Origin of the sequence: Gordonia sp. IITR100 (assembly GCF_002009645.1) — a bacterium.
Classification (GTDB): Bacteria; Actinomycetota; Actinomycetes; order Mycobacteriales; family Mycobacteriaceae; genus Gordonia; species Gordonia hongkongensis.
In genome coordinates, this window is sequence record NZ_MVKV01000002.1 from 405517 (window position 1) to 421905 (window position 16389).

The 16389-nt window shown below is 67.8% G+C and carries 15 protein-coding genes and 1 tRNA gene; 9 read left to right on the top strand and 7 right to left on the bottom strand.

What is annotated here, in order from left to right; translation table 11 throughout:
• Window positions 1–42: 42 nt before the first annotated feature.
• The gene (locus B1818_RS05670; protein ID WP_065630919.1) at window positions 43–615 is read left to right on the top strand and encodes a GNAT family N-acetyltransferase; all 573 of its coding nucleotides are present in this window, start codon (window positions 43–45) and stop codon (window positions 613–615) included.
• Between the two features lie 34 nt (window positions 616–649).
• Here B1818_RS05670 and B1818_RS05675 read toward each other — a convergent pair whose 3' ends face one another.
• The 3 genes from B1818_RS05675 to B1818_RS05685 form a co-directional block, all read right to left on the bottom strand.
• Window positions 650–2233, bottom strand: coding sequence for a cation:proton antiporter family protein (locus B1818_RS05675; protein WP_078112130.1), 1584 nt, complete (start codon window positions 2231–2233; stop codon window positions 650–652).
• A gap of 169 nt (window positions 2234–2402) precedes the next feature.
• Window positions 2403–3104, bottom strand: a complete 702-nt coding sequence (locus B1818_RS05680; protein ID WP_068971913.1) for a TetR/AcrR family transcriptional regulator — start codon at window positions 3102–3104, stop codon at window positions 2403–2405.
• Window positions 3105–3160: 56 nt separating this feature from the next.
• Complete coding sequence (locus B1818_RS05685) at window positions 3161–3811, bottom strand: vitamin K epoxide reductase family protein (RefSeq protein ID WP_078112131.1); 651 nt, start codon at window positions 3809–3811, stop codon at window positions 3161–3163.
• Window positions 3812–3974: 163 nt separating this feature from the next.
• Between B1818_RS05685 and B1818_RS05690 the strand changes: the two genes are divergently transcribed.
• The 4 genes from B1818_RS05690 (at window position 3975) to B1818_RS05705 (ending at window position 7847) form a co-directional block, all read left to right on the top strand.
• The gene (locus tag B1818_RS05690; RefSeq protein WP_058250824.1) at window positions 3975–4619 is read left to right on the top strand and encodes an ABC transporter permease; all 645 of its coding nucleotides are present in this window, start codon (window positions 3975–3977) and stop codon (window positions 4617–4619) included.
• Window positions 4616–5950: an ATP-binding cassette domain-containing protein gene (locus B1818_RS05695; RefSeq protein WP_078112132.1), complete on the top strand. Its 1335-nt coding sequence runs from the start codon at window positions 4616–4618 to the stop codon at window positions 5948–5950. The genes B1818_RS05690 and B1818_RS05695 overlap by 4 nt, the downstream gene beginning before the upstream one ends.
• Window positions 5947–6765 (top strand): ABC transporter permease, encoded by an 819-nt coding sequence (locus tag B1818_RS05700; RefSeq protein WP_078112133.1) that lies wholly within the window; start codon window positions 5947–5949, stop codon window positions 6763–6765. The genes B1818_RS05695 and B1818_RS05700 overlap by 4 nt, the downstream gene beginning before the upstream one ends.
• Window positions 6766–6911: 146 nt before the next feature.
• Complete coding sequence (locus B1818_RS05705; RefSeq protein ID WP_078112134.1) at window positions 6912–7847, top strand: glycine betaine ABC transporter substrate-binding protein; 936 nt, start codon at window positions 6912–6914, stop codon at window positions 7845–7847.
• Window positions 7848–7861: 14 nt separating this feature from the next.
• Here the strand turns inward: B1818_RS05705 and B1818_RS05710 are convergent, their stop codons facing one another.
• Both B1818_RS05710 and B1818_RS05715 read right to left on the bottom strand, forming a co-directional pair.
• Window positions 7862–8371: a pyridoxamine 5'-phosphate oxidase family protein gene (locus B1818_RS05710; RefSeq protein WP_078112135.1), complete on the bottom strand. Its 510-nt coding sequence runs from the start codon at window positions 8369–8371 to the stop codon at window positions 7862–7864.
• A 271-nt stretch (window positions 8372–8642) separates the two neighbouring features.
• Window positions 8643–9785, bottom strand: coding sequence for an LLM class flavin-dependent oxidoreductase (locus B1818_RS05715; RefSeq protein ID WP_078112136.1), 1143 nt, complete (start codon window positions 9783–9785; stop codon window positions 8643–8645).
• Between the two features lie 187 nt (window positions 9786–9972).
• Between B1818_RS05715 and B1818_RS05720 the strand changes: the two genes are divergently transcribed.
• The gene (locus B1818_RS05720; protein WP_078112137.1) at window positions 9973–11145 is read left to right on the top strand and encodes an LLM class flavin-dependent oxidoreductase; all 1173 of its coding nucleotides are present in this window, start codon (window positions 9973–9975) and stop codon (window positions 11143–11145) included.
• The gene (locus B1818_RS05725; protein ID WP_078112138.1) at window positions 11142–12482 is read left to right on the top strand and encodes an NtaA/DmoA family FMN-dependent monooxygenase; all 1341 of its coding nucleotides are present in this window, start codon (window positions 11142–11144) and stop codon (window positions 12480–12482) included. The genes B1818_RS05720 and B1818_RS05725 overlap by 4 nt, the downstream gene beginning before the upstream one ends.
• Before the next feature lie 68 nt (window positions 12483–12550).
• Here the strand turns inward: B1818_RS05725 and B1818_RS05730 are convergent.
• Window positions 12551–12622 (bottom strand) — tRNA-Gln (locus B1818_RS05730).
• 119 nt (window positions 12623–12741) lie between these two features.
• A complete protein-coding gene (gene fabG, locus B1818_RS05735) occupies window positions 12742–13497 on the bottom strand; it encodes a 3-oxoacyl-ACP reductase FabG (protein ID WP_078112139.1) in 756 nt (251 codons plus the stop codon).
• Window positions 13498–13813: 316 nt separating this feature from the next.
• Between fabG and glmU the strand changes: the two genes are divergently transcribed.
• Both glmU and B1818_RS05745 read left to right on the top strand, forming a co-directional pair.
• Window positions 13814–15274 carry a bifunctional UDP-N-acetylglucosamine diphosphorylase/glucosamine-1-phosphate N-acetyltransferase GlmU gene (gene glmU, locus B1818_RS05740; protein WP_078112213.1) on the top strand — a complete coding sequence of 487 codons (1461 nt, stop codon included), beginning with the start codon at window positions 13814–13816 and terminating at the stop codon, window positions 15272–15274.
• A gap of 57 nt (window positions 15275–15331) precedes the next feature.
• Window positions 15332–16309: a ribose-phosphate diphosphokinase gene (locus B1818_RS05745; RefSeq protein ID WP_004022643.1), complete on the top strand. Its 978-nt coding sequence runs from the start codon at window positions 15332–15334 to the stop codon at window positions 16307–16309.
• Window positions 16310–16389 lie beyond the last annotated feature (80 nt).

Genomic DNA, 16389 nt, shown 5'->3' on the forward strand with positions numbered 1-16389 from the left:
CGAAGTTCTCGCCGTCGGCGCCCCTGCCCTACTCTCATCGGCATGAGCGACCGCACCTCCGGCGCGACCTCGCCCCTGATCCGCGTGTCCGACGCGACGATCGACGATTGCGAGGCCGTCGCGGACATCTACGCGCACTACGTGCAGCACACCGTCGCGACCTTCGACTACCTGGTTCCGTCGGTCTCGCAGTGGCATGCCAAGCACGCCGCGATCACCGCTGCGGGACGGCCGTTCGTGGTGGCCCGCGCGGTCGACGACGGGGTCGAGCGCGTCGTCGGATACGCCTACCTGGGGACGTTCCGGACGATGCCCGCGTACGACCTGTCGACCGAGGACTCGATCTACGTGCGGCCCGGTCACGGGGGGCGCGGGATCGGCACCGCGTTGATGTCCGCGCTGCTCGCCCGCGCCGACCCGGACAACGTCCGCCAGATCGTCGCGGTCATCGCCGCGACCGGGGGTGAGGGCTCGATCGCACTGCACCGGCGGTTCGGATTCGACGAGGTGGGTCGCCTGCGCGCCATCGGTCACAAGGCCGAGCAGTGGATCGACTGCGTCTACATGCAGAAGGACCTCTGGAGCGGCGACGACGCTTCCGGCGCGGGCAGCTGACCGGCCTGGCCACCAGGTCGGGGTGAACCGTCGCTCAGCGTTCCAGACCTGCGGCCTCGGCGGCCGCGTCGGCCAGTCCGACGCCGGTGCCCTCGTAGATGTGGAAAGCCACGTCGGCCCCTCGCTGGAGTAACTCGTCGCGTTCGTCGTCGTACTGCGCGACGACGGCGATGGTCCCGGTGACGCCGAGCTCCTCGATGCGTTCGAGAGCCACGAGATTCGAGCCGTGGAAGGGCATGGCCAGGACGAGCAGTTCGAGCTCGCCGACGCCGACGGCCCGGTCCCAGAAGTCGGTCTCGGTGGCGTCGGCGTCGAGTACCCGGACACCCTGCTGGGCCAGTTCGCTCGCCTTGAGCGGGTCGTTCTCCACGCCGATCACGGGCAGGCCGTATTCGTCGACCAGCCGGTCGTAGACCGAGTGGCCGACGCGACCCATCCCGAGGACGAGTACGCGCGCCGGCGCCAGCACGATCGGCGCGTCGTCGGGGTGCGCACGGGCGGCGGCCGTGGTCGGGACGAACGCCGACAGCCGGGTCACCAGGCCCGTGCCGCGTCGATTGACGAGGGTGGAGAACACGAAGCTCCCCGCCACCGCGACCGACGTCACCACCAGCCAGTCCTCGCCGATGATGCCTGCCCCCACACCGGTCGCGATCACGATGAGCCCGAATTCCGAGAAGTTGGCCAAGGCGAGTCCGGTGAGGATCGACGTCCGGCGACGCAGGCCGAACAGCGACAGGACCAGCGTGTACACCGCTCCCTCGAGCGGCAGCAGGATGAGCAGGAGCAGGCCGAGCAGCACGGTCTCGGTCGTCGGTGTGACGTGCAGGCCGATCGACACGAAGAAACCGACCAACAGCAGCTCACGCAAACCGAACAACGTCCGCGACAACTCCCCCGCACGCGGGTGCGAAGCGAGGAGGACGCCGATGATCATCGCGCCGAAGTCGCCCTTGACACCCACGGATTCGAAGAACCAATAGCCGGGCACGAGCGCCATGACGATCCCGAACAACGTCTGCAACTCGCCGTGGCCGAGGGTGTTCCACAACCGCCGGACGATCCACGCGCCGGGGATCAGCAACACCAGGGCCAGCGCCCAGGGGCTCGGCGGCTCGCCCTGCATGGCGGTCAGATAGACGACGGCGACGATGTCCTGCAGCACGAGGACGCCGATGGCGATCCGGCCGTAGAGGGAATGCGACTCCGACCGCTCGTCGAGTACCTGGACGACGAACACCGTGCTCGAGAAGGACAGCGCAAATCCCAACAGCGCCACGGTCTCCCAGCCCTCGCCGGCGAGCAGCCGCACCCCGATGGCACCCAGGACGCCGAGGAAACCCATTGTGAGACCGAGGATGACGAGCAGGTTCGCCGCCGTGGTGATGACGACCTCGCGCCGGAGCAGCATCCGCACGTCGAGCTTGAGCCCGATCGTGAACAGCAGGATCGTGACGCCCAGTTCGGCCATCGTGTCGATGATCGGCAGTTCGTCGATTCCCGGTGCGTGCAGGATGAACCCGGCGGCGAGGTAGCCGACGAGGGTCGGCAGGCGGGCCACACGTGCGAGGAACCCGCACGCGAAGATGACGACCAGGTAGATGCCGACGGTCTCCACGCGCGGCGCCTCAGCGGGATGCGATGGCCGGCCGGCCGGCGCCGTGCGGGGTCGACATCGGTTGATCCTTCCGGCCGGGGGACGCAGAGTGAATCAACAATAGACGCGGTTGGGGCACACCGCCGTGCACCTCGGGTCGGGTTTGGGCCGGGACGCGAGCGGCCCCCGGTCAGGCGTCGTCGACGGTGGTCCGCTTGCGCGATTCGACGTAGTCGGGCCCGACGAGTTCGGGATCGGGTTCGAGTCGGGTGAGCCCGTTCCAGCACAGGTTGACCAGGTGTGCCGCCACGACCTCCTTCGACGGTTCGCGGACGTCGAGCCACCACTGCGCCGTCACCGACACCATCCCGACGAGCGCCTGGGCGTAGAGCGGTGCGAGGGCGGGATCGAAGCCGCGTCGTTCGAAGTCCCCGGCCAGGATGTGCTCGACCTGACTGATCGCGTCGTTCAGGAGACTCGAGTAGGTCGCCGTCTCGTCCGTGCTCGCGGTGCTGTCGCCGCGGACCAGGATGCGGAAGCCGTCGGTTCGCTCCTCCATGTACGTCAGCAGCGCGAGTGCGACCTGCTGGATGCGATAGAGCGAGCGGTTCTTCGACAGCGACGAGGTCACCATCTCCAGCAGGGTTTCCATCTCACGGTCGACGACCACCGCGTACAGACCTTCTTTGCCGCCGAAGTGCTCGTAGACGATAGGTTTCGAGACTCCGGCGCGCTGCGCGATCTCTTCGATCGACGTGCCCTCGAAACCCCGTTCGGCGAACAGTCCGCGCGCCACCTCGATGAGCTGCAATCGCCGTTGCGCGCCGGTCATCCGCGCCCGCGGCGCGCGCTGCACCTCCGCCGAACCCTCCGATGGACGCCCGATAGCCATGGGCCCAGCGTAGTGGTGCATCTCGGGAGATTCCGAGCGGTCGCGCGAGGTCGGGTTCAGTACAGGCTGGACCAGTACGACCAGAATCGCACCGCGATCAGCACGATCACGAGGCCGACCGCCGCGACGAGGATGGGGGCGTGATTGCGGGCCAGGGCGAGCGCGACACGGGACCGCGAGGTGAGACCGCTCGCGTGCGCGTTGCGCACGCTGACCAGGACGAAGATCGGCAGTGTGACCGCCCAGACGACCATGCAGTAGGGACACAGCGCCCCGATCGAGTAGAGGCTCGAATAGATCAGCCACCCGATGAAGACCATCGCCGCGGTGACCCCGACCTGTAGCCCCGCCCAGTACCAGCCGGCGAGGCGCGCCCCGGCCAGCAAGGCCATCCCGGTGGTGATCGCGACCGCGAAACCGGCGATCCCGAGCAGCGGATTGGGGAACCCGAAGAGCGCCGCCTGCGGCTGCGCCATCACCGAACCACAGCTCAGCACCGGATTGAAGTTGCAGGACGGCACGTAGTCGGGGTCGGCCGCTAGTTCGAATCGTTCCACGGTCAGCACGAACGCCGCGACGAAGCCGATGGCCCCGCCGACACTCAGCACCCAGGCGACGATGCGCGTCCAGGAACGCACGGCCTCGGCCAGGTGGGCCCGATCGTCGTCGGGTCCGACCTCCGAGCTGGTCAGCGCAGTCTCACTCACCCATCCAGGATGGCACCGAGTCGAGCGGAGATCGACCCACGCCGCGTGAAAGTCACACTGGATCGGTCCAAATGTCGGCAGTCTCGTTCAACTCTGCGTAATGTCGACGCAGACACCGGGGGTGGGACATCGGGGATGGGACACCGGGGATGGGACACCGACAGTGCAATTGTGGGATTACCTCAGCGAGAACGCCCGATCACTCACTTTTCTGACCTATCAACACGCGTCTCTGTCATTTCAGACAGTGCTCGTGGGTACGGCCGTGGCGATCCTCATCGCCGCCGTGGTCTATCGCCTCCCGCTCGCCAGCGCGCTGACGCTGACGTCGAGCCGTGTGGCGCTGACCATTCCGTCGCTTGCCCTCCTGGCCCTGTTGATCGTGCCGTTCGGACTCGGTGTGACGCCGTCGTTTCTGATGCTGGCCTTCTTCGCCACGCTGCCGGTGATCGGCAACGCGGTCGTCGGTCTACGGTCCGTGCCGCCGGCCGTGGTCGAATCCGCCCGCGGCATCGGGCTTTCGAGATGGCGCATCCTGCTCACCGTCGAGTTGCCGATCGCCTGGCCGGTGATCCTGACCGGCATCCGCGTGTCGACCCAGATGATCGTCGGTGTCGCCGCGATCGTCGCCTACGTCCTCGGCCCCGGCCTGGGATCGCTGATCTTCAACGGGCTTTCCCGCCTCGGTGGTGCCAATGCACTCGAAATGGCGCTCGCCGGAACGATCCTGATCGTCATCATCGCCCTCGTCTTCGACGCTCTCCTGGTTCTGCTCGGCCGACTCACCATCTCCAAGGGACTCTCATGACCGACTCCGCCACCTCGTCCGCGCCGAACGGCAACAACCGCAACGTCACCGGCGAGTCCATCCGGCTCGACGGCGTGGCCAAACGTTACCGAGGAGCCACCACGCCGGCCGTCGCCCGTCTCGACCTGGAGATCGACGCCGGCGACATCGTCGCCTTCGTCGGCCCGTCCGGATGTGGCAAGACGACGACGCTGAAGATGATCAACCGCCTCATCGAACCCACCGAGGGTCGCATCTACATCGGCGGACGCGATGTCACCGCCGAGAACCCGGACAAGCTGAGGCAGTCCATCGGTTACGTCATCCAGTCCGGCGGCCTCTTCCCGCACTGGTCGGTGAGCAAGAACATCGGCGCCATCCCGCGAATCCTGAACTGGGACAAGAAACGTATCGCCGAGCGCACCGAGTACCTGCTCGACCTCGTCGGACTCGACGCCGCGACCTTCGCCGACCGGCTCCCCAAGGACATGTCCGGCGGCCAGCAGCAGCGGGTCGGCGTCGCACGCGCCCTCGCCGCCGATCCCCCGGTGCTGCTGATGGACGAGCCGTTCGGCGCCGTCGATCCGATCACCCGAGCACGCCTGCAGGACAAGCTGATCGCGATCCAGCACGAGCTGGCCAAGACCATCGTCATCGTCACCCACGACTTCGAGGAGGCGACCAAACTCGGCGACAAGGTGTTGATCCTCTCCGAGGGCGGGCAGATCGAACAGTTCGCGCCGCCGGAGGAGATCCTGGCCAATCCGGCGAGCCCGTTCGTCGAGGAGTTCGTGGGATCGGGCGCGACTCTCGCCCACCTGACCCTCACCCGCGTCCGCGATGTCGACTTCAAAGAGGTGATCACCGCCCGGGTCGGAGAACCGTCCGGTGCCGTGGTGACCCGCGCGAAGGCGGCCGGCGAGGACTGGGTCGCCGTCGTCGACCAACACGGCCGCCCACGCGCATGGCCGTCGGTCGAGGAGATCCGCGCCAAGCCGGAGGTCTCCGACTACCTCGACCATCGCCTCCCGGTCGTCGCCAAGTCCTCGACGCTGAACGACGCCCTCGACTCGATGCTCGCGACGAGCCAGGGCGGCGTGCTCGTCACCGACGGACGCGGCGCGGTCGTCGGTGCGCTGAACATCGCCTCGGTGATGGAAGCGATCCGCGGCCAACTCGCGACGGTGCGGGAGGACGACGACCACGGCGGCTATCTCGACCACGCCGAGGGTTCGGCTCCCGTCGAGACCCCGGTCGTCGCGGCCGACGACGAGCCCGGCCCGGAACCGGCCGCAGGCGCCGGTTCCGCGACAGCGCCGGTGGGCACACCCGAGACGAGCGCCGAGCGGTGACGGGTTTCATCGCCGAAGAGGCGAGGATCACCGAGACCGCGAAACCGCCTGCCCCGGAGACGGTCCCGAGCGGCTTTCGACGACGGCTCTCCCGTATCCCCATCGACGTGTGGTTCGAACCGCTCGTGATCGTGGTCGTCGGCGTGGGTTTCGCCATCTGGTACGCGAACACCACGTTCACCACCACCGAGAGCGCGTCGATGTCGTGGGCCGCGCTGCGCGCCACCATCCTCGATCACATCCAACTGACTCTCGTCGCCACCGTCATCGTCGTCGTGATCGCGATCCCACTGGGTATCGCGCTCACCCGACCGTCGCTCCGGTGGCTGAACCCGATCGCGGTGAACATCGCCAACATCGGGCAGGCGGCGCCGGCGATCGGTCTGCTGGTGCTGTTCACCTTCTGGCTCGGGACCGGGTTCAACACCGCCGTCGTCGGCCTGGTCGTCTACGCCGTGCTCCCGATCCTGCAGAACACCATCGTCGGATTACGTCAGGTCGATCAACGGACCGTCGAGGCATCCCGGGGCATCGGCCTGTCCGCCGTCCGCACCCTCGTCCAGGTCGAACTCCCGCTCGCCGTACCCGTCATCCTCAACGGGGTGCGGACCGCACTGGTGATCCTGGTCGGCACCGCCACCCTCAGCACGTTCATCGGCGCGAACAGCCTAGGCACACTCATCACCACCGGCATCACGCTGTTCCTGCCCAAGCTGCTGGTCTCGGGCGCGATCCTGGTCGCCCTGCTCGCCATGACGATCGACTGGCTCGGGCGCCTCGTCGAACTCGTCGCGACACCACGGGGGATCGCATGATGACACGGTCGCAGTCGGCCCGCTCGCTGCGCTCCCGGCGCCGGTCACATTCGGCCCGCTCGCTGCGCTCCCGGCGCCGGTCACATTCGGCCCGCACGCTGCGCTCCCGGGCACTCGCAATCCTGGCCGCGTCGGCGGCCCTCGTGATGACGCTGTCGGCGTGTGGTCTGGTGAGTTCGTCCGGAACCTTCCGTCCCGCTTCCCTTCCCGGCGGTGAACGCCCGCTGGAGGGTACGTCGGTCGCCGTGACGTCGAAGAACTTCACCGAACAGGTCCTGCTCGGCAAGATCACCGCGACGTATCTGGCGGCGGCCGGGGCCGACGTCGACGACCTCACCAACGCGCCGGGTTCGATGTCCTCGCGGCAAGCGGTTCTCAACGGTGACGCCGACATCGTGTGGGAGTACACAGGCACCGCCTGGCAGACCTATCTCGGTGAGACGGAGACCATCGCGGATCCGCAGCAGCTGTACGAGCGCGTCCGTGACGCCGAACGCGCCAACGGTGTCGAGTGGCTCCCGCCTTCGTCGTTCAACAACACCTACGCATTCGCCGCCTCGGCGCCGACGGCCGAGCGGTTGAACGTCACCAAGATGTCCGACATCGCGAAGCTGCCAGAATCCGAGCGGACGTTCTGCATCAACGATGAGTTCCTCTCGCGCGCGGACGGTTTCATCCCCATGCTGGAGGCATACGACATCCCGCTCGACGCCCCCGGCGGCGTGCCCAAGAGCAACGTGACGACCATGGACTCCGGCGTCGTCTACACCTCGACCGCACGGAGCGAACCCTGCAACTTCGGCATGGTCTACTCCACCGACGGCAGGATCAAGAACCTCGACCTCGTCGTCCTGGAAGACGACAAGAAGTTCTTCCTGCCCTACAGCGGCTGCCTCGTGGTGAGCACCGGCGTCAACGACGCGAACCCGGAAATCGCCGAACTCATGGCTCCCGTGTCGGCGAAACTCACCGACGAGCTCATGCAGGAACTCAACGGACTCATCGACATCGACGGCGCCGACCCCTCCGACGTCGCCTACGACTGGCTCGTGAAAGAAGGCTTCATCGTCCCGGTCGACTGACCGTCGACTCACAGTCAATGAGACTGGTTCGGTGCGTAGACCGTCATCCAATGCGGGTGCAGGCGAAAGTAGATGACCTCGACGTCCCAGTCGAACGCATCGTCGCCGTAGATCGTCTTGAAGTGGGCCACCAACTCGGGCCAGTCATCGGCGCGGTCGCCGTCGAGCGGATTGAGGATCTCGACCGTCCCGTGCGTGAACACCCCGAGCTCCTCGCCCTGGATGTGAGCCGCGCTGGCGGCCGGACGGGCGGCGAGGTGCCGAGCCTTCGCAGCTGTGCGCGCCGTGCCGAAGATCCACTTCCCGTGGAGGAAATGCCCGTCGACGGCGCTGATCCTCGGCTCGCCCGCCGCGGTCACGGTCGAGAGCGCGAGAACACGCATGCCCGTCAGGATGTCGACCAATTGCGGTGCGCCGACCGTGTTCTCGCTGCTGATGATGGACCGCAGATGATCAGTCGATCGGGACAGGGACGCGTCGAGAAGGGTCTGCAGTTCGTGTAGTTCATCCGGGGTCTCGTACATGGTGGGCGTCCTCGTGGCTGCTCGTCGGCGACGACCGTCGTCACCGGAGAACCTCATGGTGCCACCGGGACCCGGTTATGAGACCTTTCCGCGGCCGACCGTTCTTGCTGACTCCAACGGGAGACCCAGGGGCGGTGCCTCCGGATGCAGCGCCGCACACACGGCGAGAAGGTCCACGTCGACACGACGCCGGATGCCGGTGAGCAGCGCCCTCAACGACGACCGCCCACCGGCGCGTCGTCCGAAACCCTCTGCCGCATAGCCGGTCATCTCACTTCCGTCGCAATCCCCATGCGGCCGCCAGCAATTCATGCGACGCCAGCCGATGGTCGAAGTCGTGGGTGACGCTGGTGACGAGCAGTTCGTCGGCGCCGGTCACCCGCACGAGTGTGCGTAGCCCGTCCACGACGGTGTCGGGGTCGCCGACGAACTGGGTGCGCACGCGATCGTCGACCAGCGGGAGCGCGTCATCGTCGAGCGGCCGTGCCGTGTCAGGGTCCGGGTAAGGTTGCGCGCCGGCTCCGCTGCGGATGCCGTACACCCAGTGTCCGTAGGTGGATGCACGGTGCCGTGCGGTCGATTCATCAGCGGCGACAACGACATCCGCGGAGACGACCACATACGGCTCGGCCAGGACCGGCGACGGCCGGAACGCACTTCGGTATGCCTCGACGGCCTCCAGGACCGTGCTCGGGCTGACGTGATAATTGGCGACGAACGGCAACCCGCGCGCACCTGCGGTCTGGGCGCTCTGCCCCTTGCTGCTCCCGAAGATCCAGACCGCCACGTCGGCGCCCTGCCCCGGCACCGCGGTCAGTTCGACGTCGCGGTGACTGAACCCGCCCGTCAGGAGCGCCAGGACATCACCGACGGCGTCGTCGAAGTCCGGCGGCGACCCACCGTCGAACTGCGAGGCCTCGAACGCGGCGACGACCCGCGGTGCGTTGAGGATCGACTCGACGGGGAACGGCGACGGTATGAGCAGGCCGTCGACGACCTCGTCGGGCTGTCGGGGTGCGGGCTCGCGGGGTGCGGATTTCCGGTCGGCGGTCGCCAACTCGGTGCGACGCTGCGCGGAACGACCGAGACCCAGGTCCAGTCGGCCAGGGTGGAGCGCGTCGATGGTCCCGAAGGCCTCCACGATCGACACCGGGGTGTGCAGGCCGCTCTGGACCGCCGCAGATCCCACGCGGATGGACTCGGTCGCGCCGGCGATGAGTCCGATGAGCGTGGTCGTCGACGAGCTGGCCACTGCCACGAAGTGATGCTCGGCGAGCCAGAAGCGGTGATATCCCAGACGTTCGGCGTGCCGGGCCAAGGCAACGCTGCGACGCACCGCCGTCGCCGCGTCACTTCCCTCGGTGACCGGCGCGAGGTCGAGCACCGACAGCGGTATGGGTTCATGTCCCGTCATACCGCTCCCCGACCGTCTCGAGTCCTGTGCCGAACACACCTCATCCTGATCACCGAAGCGGCATCGGCGGGACATCGGAAGGGTTAGGCCCACGCCGATCCGATGACCGGGCCCTGGAATCCCGTGTCATGCCGCCACTGTTCGAGACGGAGACACACATCGACGACACGACTCGAGGGGAGACTCGATGACCGAACACGTACGCGTCGCCGTGGCGCTGGACGGTTGCGGGTCGCATCCGGGTGCGTGGCGTGCGCCCGGGGCCCGGGCAAACGCGCTCACGACAGCGGCGCACTGGCAGCAACTGGTCGGCGAGGCCGAAGCCGGGGTCCTGGACTTCGTCACCCTCGCGGATACCTTCGCCCTGCATCGCGGGCATCCCCGCACCGACCGGGCGACGGGAGGACTCGACTCGGTACTACTCGCCTCCCGTCTCGCTCCCACGACCCGTTCGATCGGGCTGATCCCGACGGCGACCGCCACCCACACCGAGCCGTTCCACGTCTCCAAGGCGATCGCGACCCTCGACTATGTGAGTCAGGGTCGCGCCGGGGTCCTGCTGCGTACGACCGCGGACCCGGACGAGGCCGCGCTGTTCGGCCGACGACGATTTCCCGACGATCCGGCGGTGCTCGCCGATCTCGCGTCCGAGGCCCTCGACTTCGCGACCGTGCTCGGTCTGCTCTGGGATTCGTGGGAGGACGACGCCGAGATCCGCGACGTCGCAACCGGTCGCTTCGTCGACCGGGACAAGCTGCACTACATCGACTTCGCCGGGGATCATTTCTCGGTGCGCGGCCCCGCCATCACGCCGCGCCCGCCGCAGGGCCGGCCGGTCATCGCCGCGACCGGCGCCCACCCCACCGATCTGCGGCTGATCGGTCGGGGCGCCGACCTCGGGTTCATCAGCCCGCGCGACGTCGACGACGCCGTACGCGCGGCGGACGCCGTGGGCACCGCACACTCCGACGCCGGTCGCGAGATCACCGATCCAGCACTCCTGTTCGTCGACCTGTTCGTCGTGCTCGCCGCATCGGAGGCGGAGGCCGACGACCGTCGGGCGCGGTTCGACGACTTAGCCGATGGACCGTTCACGCCCGACAGCGCGGTCTTCACCGGCACACCGGTCGGGCTCGCGGACGAGATCGAGCGCTGGGCCGCGGTGGCAAGGATCAGCGGAATACGACTGCACCCGGCCGCCTTGCCCGAGGACCTGCGCGCAATCACCCGAGAGCTCGTACCGGAACTCCGGCGCCGCAACCTGTTCCGCGATGAGTACAGCCATTCGACGCTGCGCGGGCACCTCGGCCTGGCGCGCCCGTCCAATCGTTTCGCCACTGGAAAGGCCGGTGTCGTATGACCAAACAGGTCCATCTCGCCGCCCACTTCCCCGGGGTCAACAACACCACGGTGTGGAGCGACCCGGCGTCGGGCAGCCAGATCGAGTTCGACTCGTTCGTCCACCTCGCACAGACCGCCGAGCGCGGGAAGTTCGACTTCTTCTTCCTCGCCGAGGGACTGCGGCTCCGCGAGCAGAACGGGCTGATCTACGACCTCGACGTGGTCGGTCGACCGGACACCTTCACCGTGCTGTCGGCGTTGGCCGCGGTCACCACCCACCTCGGCCTGACCGGCACCATCAACTCGACCTTCAACGAACCCGTCGACGTCGCACGGCAATTCGCCACCCTCGATCATCTGTCCGCCGGACGCGCGGCCTGGAATGTGGTGACCTCGTGGGACGAGTTCACCGGCGAGAACTTCCGCCGTGGCGGCTACCTGCCCGAGGACCAACGGTACGCGCGCGCCAAGGAATTCCTCACCGCCGCCGCGACTCTCTGGGACTCGTGGCGCGACGATGACGTCGTCGCCGATGCCGAGAGCGGCCGGTTCCTGGCACGCCTCGAGGCGGGTGAATTCGAGTTCACCAGTTCACAGTTCGACATCCGCGGGCACTTCCCGACCCCTCGTCCGCCACAGGGGCGGCCGGTCATCTTCCAGGCCGGGGACTCCGACGAGGGTCGGGAGTTCGCGGCCGCGACCGCCGACGCCATCTTCTCCCGGCACGCCACTTACGACGCCGGCCGGGCGTTCTACACCGACGTCAAACGACGACTCGCCACGTACGGCCGACGCCCCGACCAACTCCTCGTGCTGCCCGCTGCCACCTTCGTCGTCGGCGACACCGACGCGCAGGCAGCCGAACTCGCCCACGAGGTGCGCCTGCAACAGGTCAGCGGGCAGACGGCGATCAAGTTCTTGGAACAGCTGTGGAATCGGGATCTGTCCGATCACGACCCCGACGGCCCGCTGCCGCAGGTGGATCCGATCCCGGGCGAGAACACGGTCGCGAAGGGACGCGCGAGCGTGCGCATGCACCGTGACCCGGTCGCCGTGGCACGCGAATGGCGCGACCTGGCCGAGGCGAAGAACCTGACGACGCGTGAACTCATCATCGAGGTCACCGGCCGCCAGTCGTTCGTCGGCTCGCCGCAGACGATCGCGCACACGATCAACGATTTCGTGCAGGCCGACGTCGCCGACGGTTTCATCCTGGTGCCCCACATCGTGCCCGGCGGGCTCGACCGGTTCGTCGACGAGGTGGTGCCGGTGCTGCAGGAGCTGGGCGTGTATCGCACCGACTACGAGGGATCGACGCTGCGGAACAATCTGGGACTGGCGCGCCCGGGGGGTTGAGCCTCGCCGGGGACCCGCTGCTCGTCGTGAGCCTCTCCGGAGGCCGCGGCTGCGCCGCGACTCATGAGCTCCGCCACCAGGACTCGAACCTAGAATGCCTGAACCAAAATCAGGAGTGTTGCCGATTACACCATGGCGGATCACTGCGCTGACGATTGTGCCACAGCCCGCGGGCACTCACGCCAGGTGACCACTCGACGTCAACTCGACTCACAGACTTCGATCGAGGTCTGGGAGTCGAGTCGACGTCTGGGAGTGATCAGTCCTTGGGGCCGCCGGCCACGTAGACGACCTGCCCCGACACGAAGCCGGCACCTTCGCTGATGAAGAACGACGCGGTGTGGGCGATGTCCTCGGGCACGCCGACGCGGTTGACCGGGATCTGGCCGGCGGCGGCGCGCTTGAAGTCCTCGAAGGGCACGCCGATGCGCTCGGCGGTGGCGGCGGTCATCTCGGTCTCGATGAATCCGGGCGCGATGGCGTTGGCGGTCACGCCGAACCGGCCCAGTTCGATGGCGAGGGTCTTGGTGAAGCCCTGCATGCCGGCCTTGGCCGCCGAGTAGTTGACCTGTCCCCGGTTGCCGAGTGCCGAGGTGCTCGACAGGTTGACGATGCGTCCCCACTCCGCCTCGACCATGTACTTCTGGGCGGCCTTGGTGACGTTGAACGCGCCCCGCAGGTGCACGGCCATGACGGCATCCCAGTCATCAACGGTCATCTTGAACAGCAGGTTGTCGCGGGTGATGCCGGCGTTGTTCACGACGACCGTCGGCTTTCCGAGTTCGGCGACGACCTTGTCCACCGCCGCGTTCACCGAGGCCTCGTCGGCGACGTCGGCACCCACCGCGATCGCCTTGCCACCGGCGTCGGTGAGGGCCTTGACGGTGTCGGCGCAGGCGTCGGCGTCGAGGTCCAGGACGGCCACCGCGAGCCCGTCGTCGGCCAGGCGCTTGGCCACCGCCGCACCGATCCCCCGTGCGGCCCCGGTGACGATCGCCGTCTTCTGCGTGCTCATTCACTACCTCCGTGTGGTCGTTTCGCGAGCCGGACAACTCCGGCGCGCATGGTTGGTTCCCCCGCACCCACCCTGTTCCGTCAGCGACAACGGCAATGATCTACCGATTGATCGCTCGGCGTTGCGGTCCCTATGTGTTCTATCAGGCCCGGTCGCGAGGTTTCGCCACAAACAGCGCGCTGCATTTCTGCCATCGGGTACCGATGCGTAGGATCGCACCCGACGTGCGACCGCGAACCCGGTCAGCGACCCCCGCCGGCGCCGTCGGACAGACATGATCGTGGCAGTCACCGATCAGGAAGAGGGTGGGCATTCGATGACGGGAACGTCGCCGTCCGTGGCCGTGATCGTCCTGGCCGCGGGTGCCGGTACCCGCATGAAGTCCAAGACCCCGAAGATCCTGCACACCATCGGCGGCCGCTCGCTCGTCGGCCACGCGCTCCACGGGACCGCGGGCATCGACCCCGAGCATCTCATCGCCGTCGTCAGCCACGAACGCGAACGGGTCTCGGCTGCCATCGGCGAGATCGGGGCAGGCCTCGGCGTCGAGATCGGGATCGCCGAACAAGACGCGCCCCGCGGGACCGGTGATGCCGCCCGGGTGGGCCTCGGCGGGCTCCCCGACGACTTCGACGGCACCGTCGTCGTCACCGCTGCCGACGTCCCCCTCCTCGACGCCGACACCCTGCGCGCGCTCATCGACACCCATCTCGCCGACGGCGGGGCCGCGGTCACGCTGACGAGCTTCGTCGCCGACGACCCGACCGGATACGGACGCATCATCCGCGACGGGGACGCCGTCACCGCGATCGTCGAACACAAGGACGCCTCCCCGGAGCAGCGCGCGATCACCGAGGTCAACGCGGGCGTGTACGCCTTCGACGCCGCTGCGCTGCGCGACGGGTTGTCGAAGCTGTCGACGGACAACGTGCAGGGCGAGTACTACCTCACCGACATCGTCGAGATCGCCCGCGGCGAGGGGCGGGCCGTCCGCGGACACACCGTCGCCGATCCGGTGCTCGTGGCCGGCTGCAACGACCGTGCCCAGCTCGCCGCCCTGGGCGCCGAACTGAACCGCCGCATCATCCGTCGTCATCAGCTCGACGGGGTGACCGTCGTCGACCCCGCCACCACCTGGATCGACACCGACGTCACCATCGAGCCCGACGCGCACATCGCGCCCGGCACACAGCTGCACGGGCGCACGCACATCGCCGCCGACGCCGTGATCGGACCCGACACCACTCTCACCGACGTCACCGTCGGACGCGGCGCGCAGGTGATCCGCACGCACGGCAGTGACGCGGTCATCGGCGCCGAGGCCACCGTCGGGCCCTTCGCCTACCTGCGACCGGGCACGGCCCTCGGGGACGCGGGCAAGATCGGCACCTTCGTCGAGACCAAGAACGCGACCATCGGTGCCGGGTCCAAGATCCCGCACCTCACCTACGTCGGCGACGCCACCATCGGCGAGCACTCCAACATCGGCGCGTCGAGCGTCTTCGTCAACTACGACGGGGTTGCCAAGCACCGCACCGTGATCGGCGACCACTGCCGCACCGGCTCGGACAACATGTTCGTCGCGCCGGTCAGCGTCGGCGACGGGGCATACACCGGCGCCGGAACCGTGGTGCGGCAAGATGTACCGCCGGGAGCCCTCGCGGTCTCGGCGGGCGAACAACGCGTCATCGAGGACTGGGTCGTGCGCAAGCGGCCCGACACCGCGGCGGCGCGCGCGGCCCTCGAGGCACGCGACAAGAACCCCGGGACGGCTTGACACCCCGACCCGCGCTCGACCCTGCAGATCCGAAACTACACGAACAGAAGAGTTTTCATGACCTGGACCACTGACAACCAGAAGAACCTGATGCTGTTCTCTGGTCGTGCCCATCCCGAACTCGCCGAAGCAGTCGCCGATGAACTGGGCATCAAGGTCACCCCGCAGACCGCCCGCGACTTCGCCAACGGCGAACTGTTCGTTCGTTTCGAGGACTCGGTCCGCGGATCGGACGCCTTCGTCCTGCAGAGCTGCCCGTACCCGCTGAACCAGTGGGTCATGGAGGCGCTCATCATGATCGACGCCCTCAAGCGCGGCTCGGCGAAGCGCATCAGCGTGATCCTGCCGTTCTACCCCTACGCCCGCCAGGACAAGAAGCACCGCGGACGTGAGCCGATCTCGGCCCGCCTCATCGCCGATCTGCTCAAGACCGCGGGCGCCGACCGGATCATCACCGTCGACCTGCACACCGACCAGATCCAGGGCTTCTTCGACGGCCCTGTCGATCACATGCACGCTCAGGGACAGCTCGCCGAGTACATCCGGGGCAAGTACGGCACCGACAACATCGCCGTGGTCTCCCCCGACTCCGGTCGCGTACGTGTAGCCGAGAAGTGGGCCGACACCCTCGGTGGCGCGCCGCTGGCGTTCATCCACAAGACGCGTGACCCGCTCGTGCCCAACCAGGTCAAGTCCAATCGCGTGGTGGGCGAGGTCGAGGGACGCACCTGCATCCTCATCGACGACATGATCGACACCGGCGGCACCATCGCCGGCGCCGTGCGGGTCCTCAAGGACGCCGGCGCGGGTGACGTCATCATCGCCACCACCCACGGCGTGTTCTCCGACCCCGCGGCCGAGCGTCTCGCGTCCTGCGGCGCCAAGGAGGTCATCGCCACCGACACCCTGCCGATCCCGGCCGAGAAGCGCTTCGAGAACCTCACCGTCCTCTCCATCGCACCGCTGCTCGCCCAGACGATCCGCGAGGTCTTCGAGAACGGTTCTGTCACAAGTCTTTTCGACGGCATCGCCTGACCCCCCGCTCCCTGAGGTGCGAGCCCAACCACTGCTCCCTGAGGAGGCCGGAGCTTGCGGAGGCCGTCACGAAGGGTCCT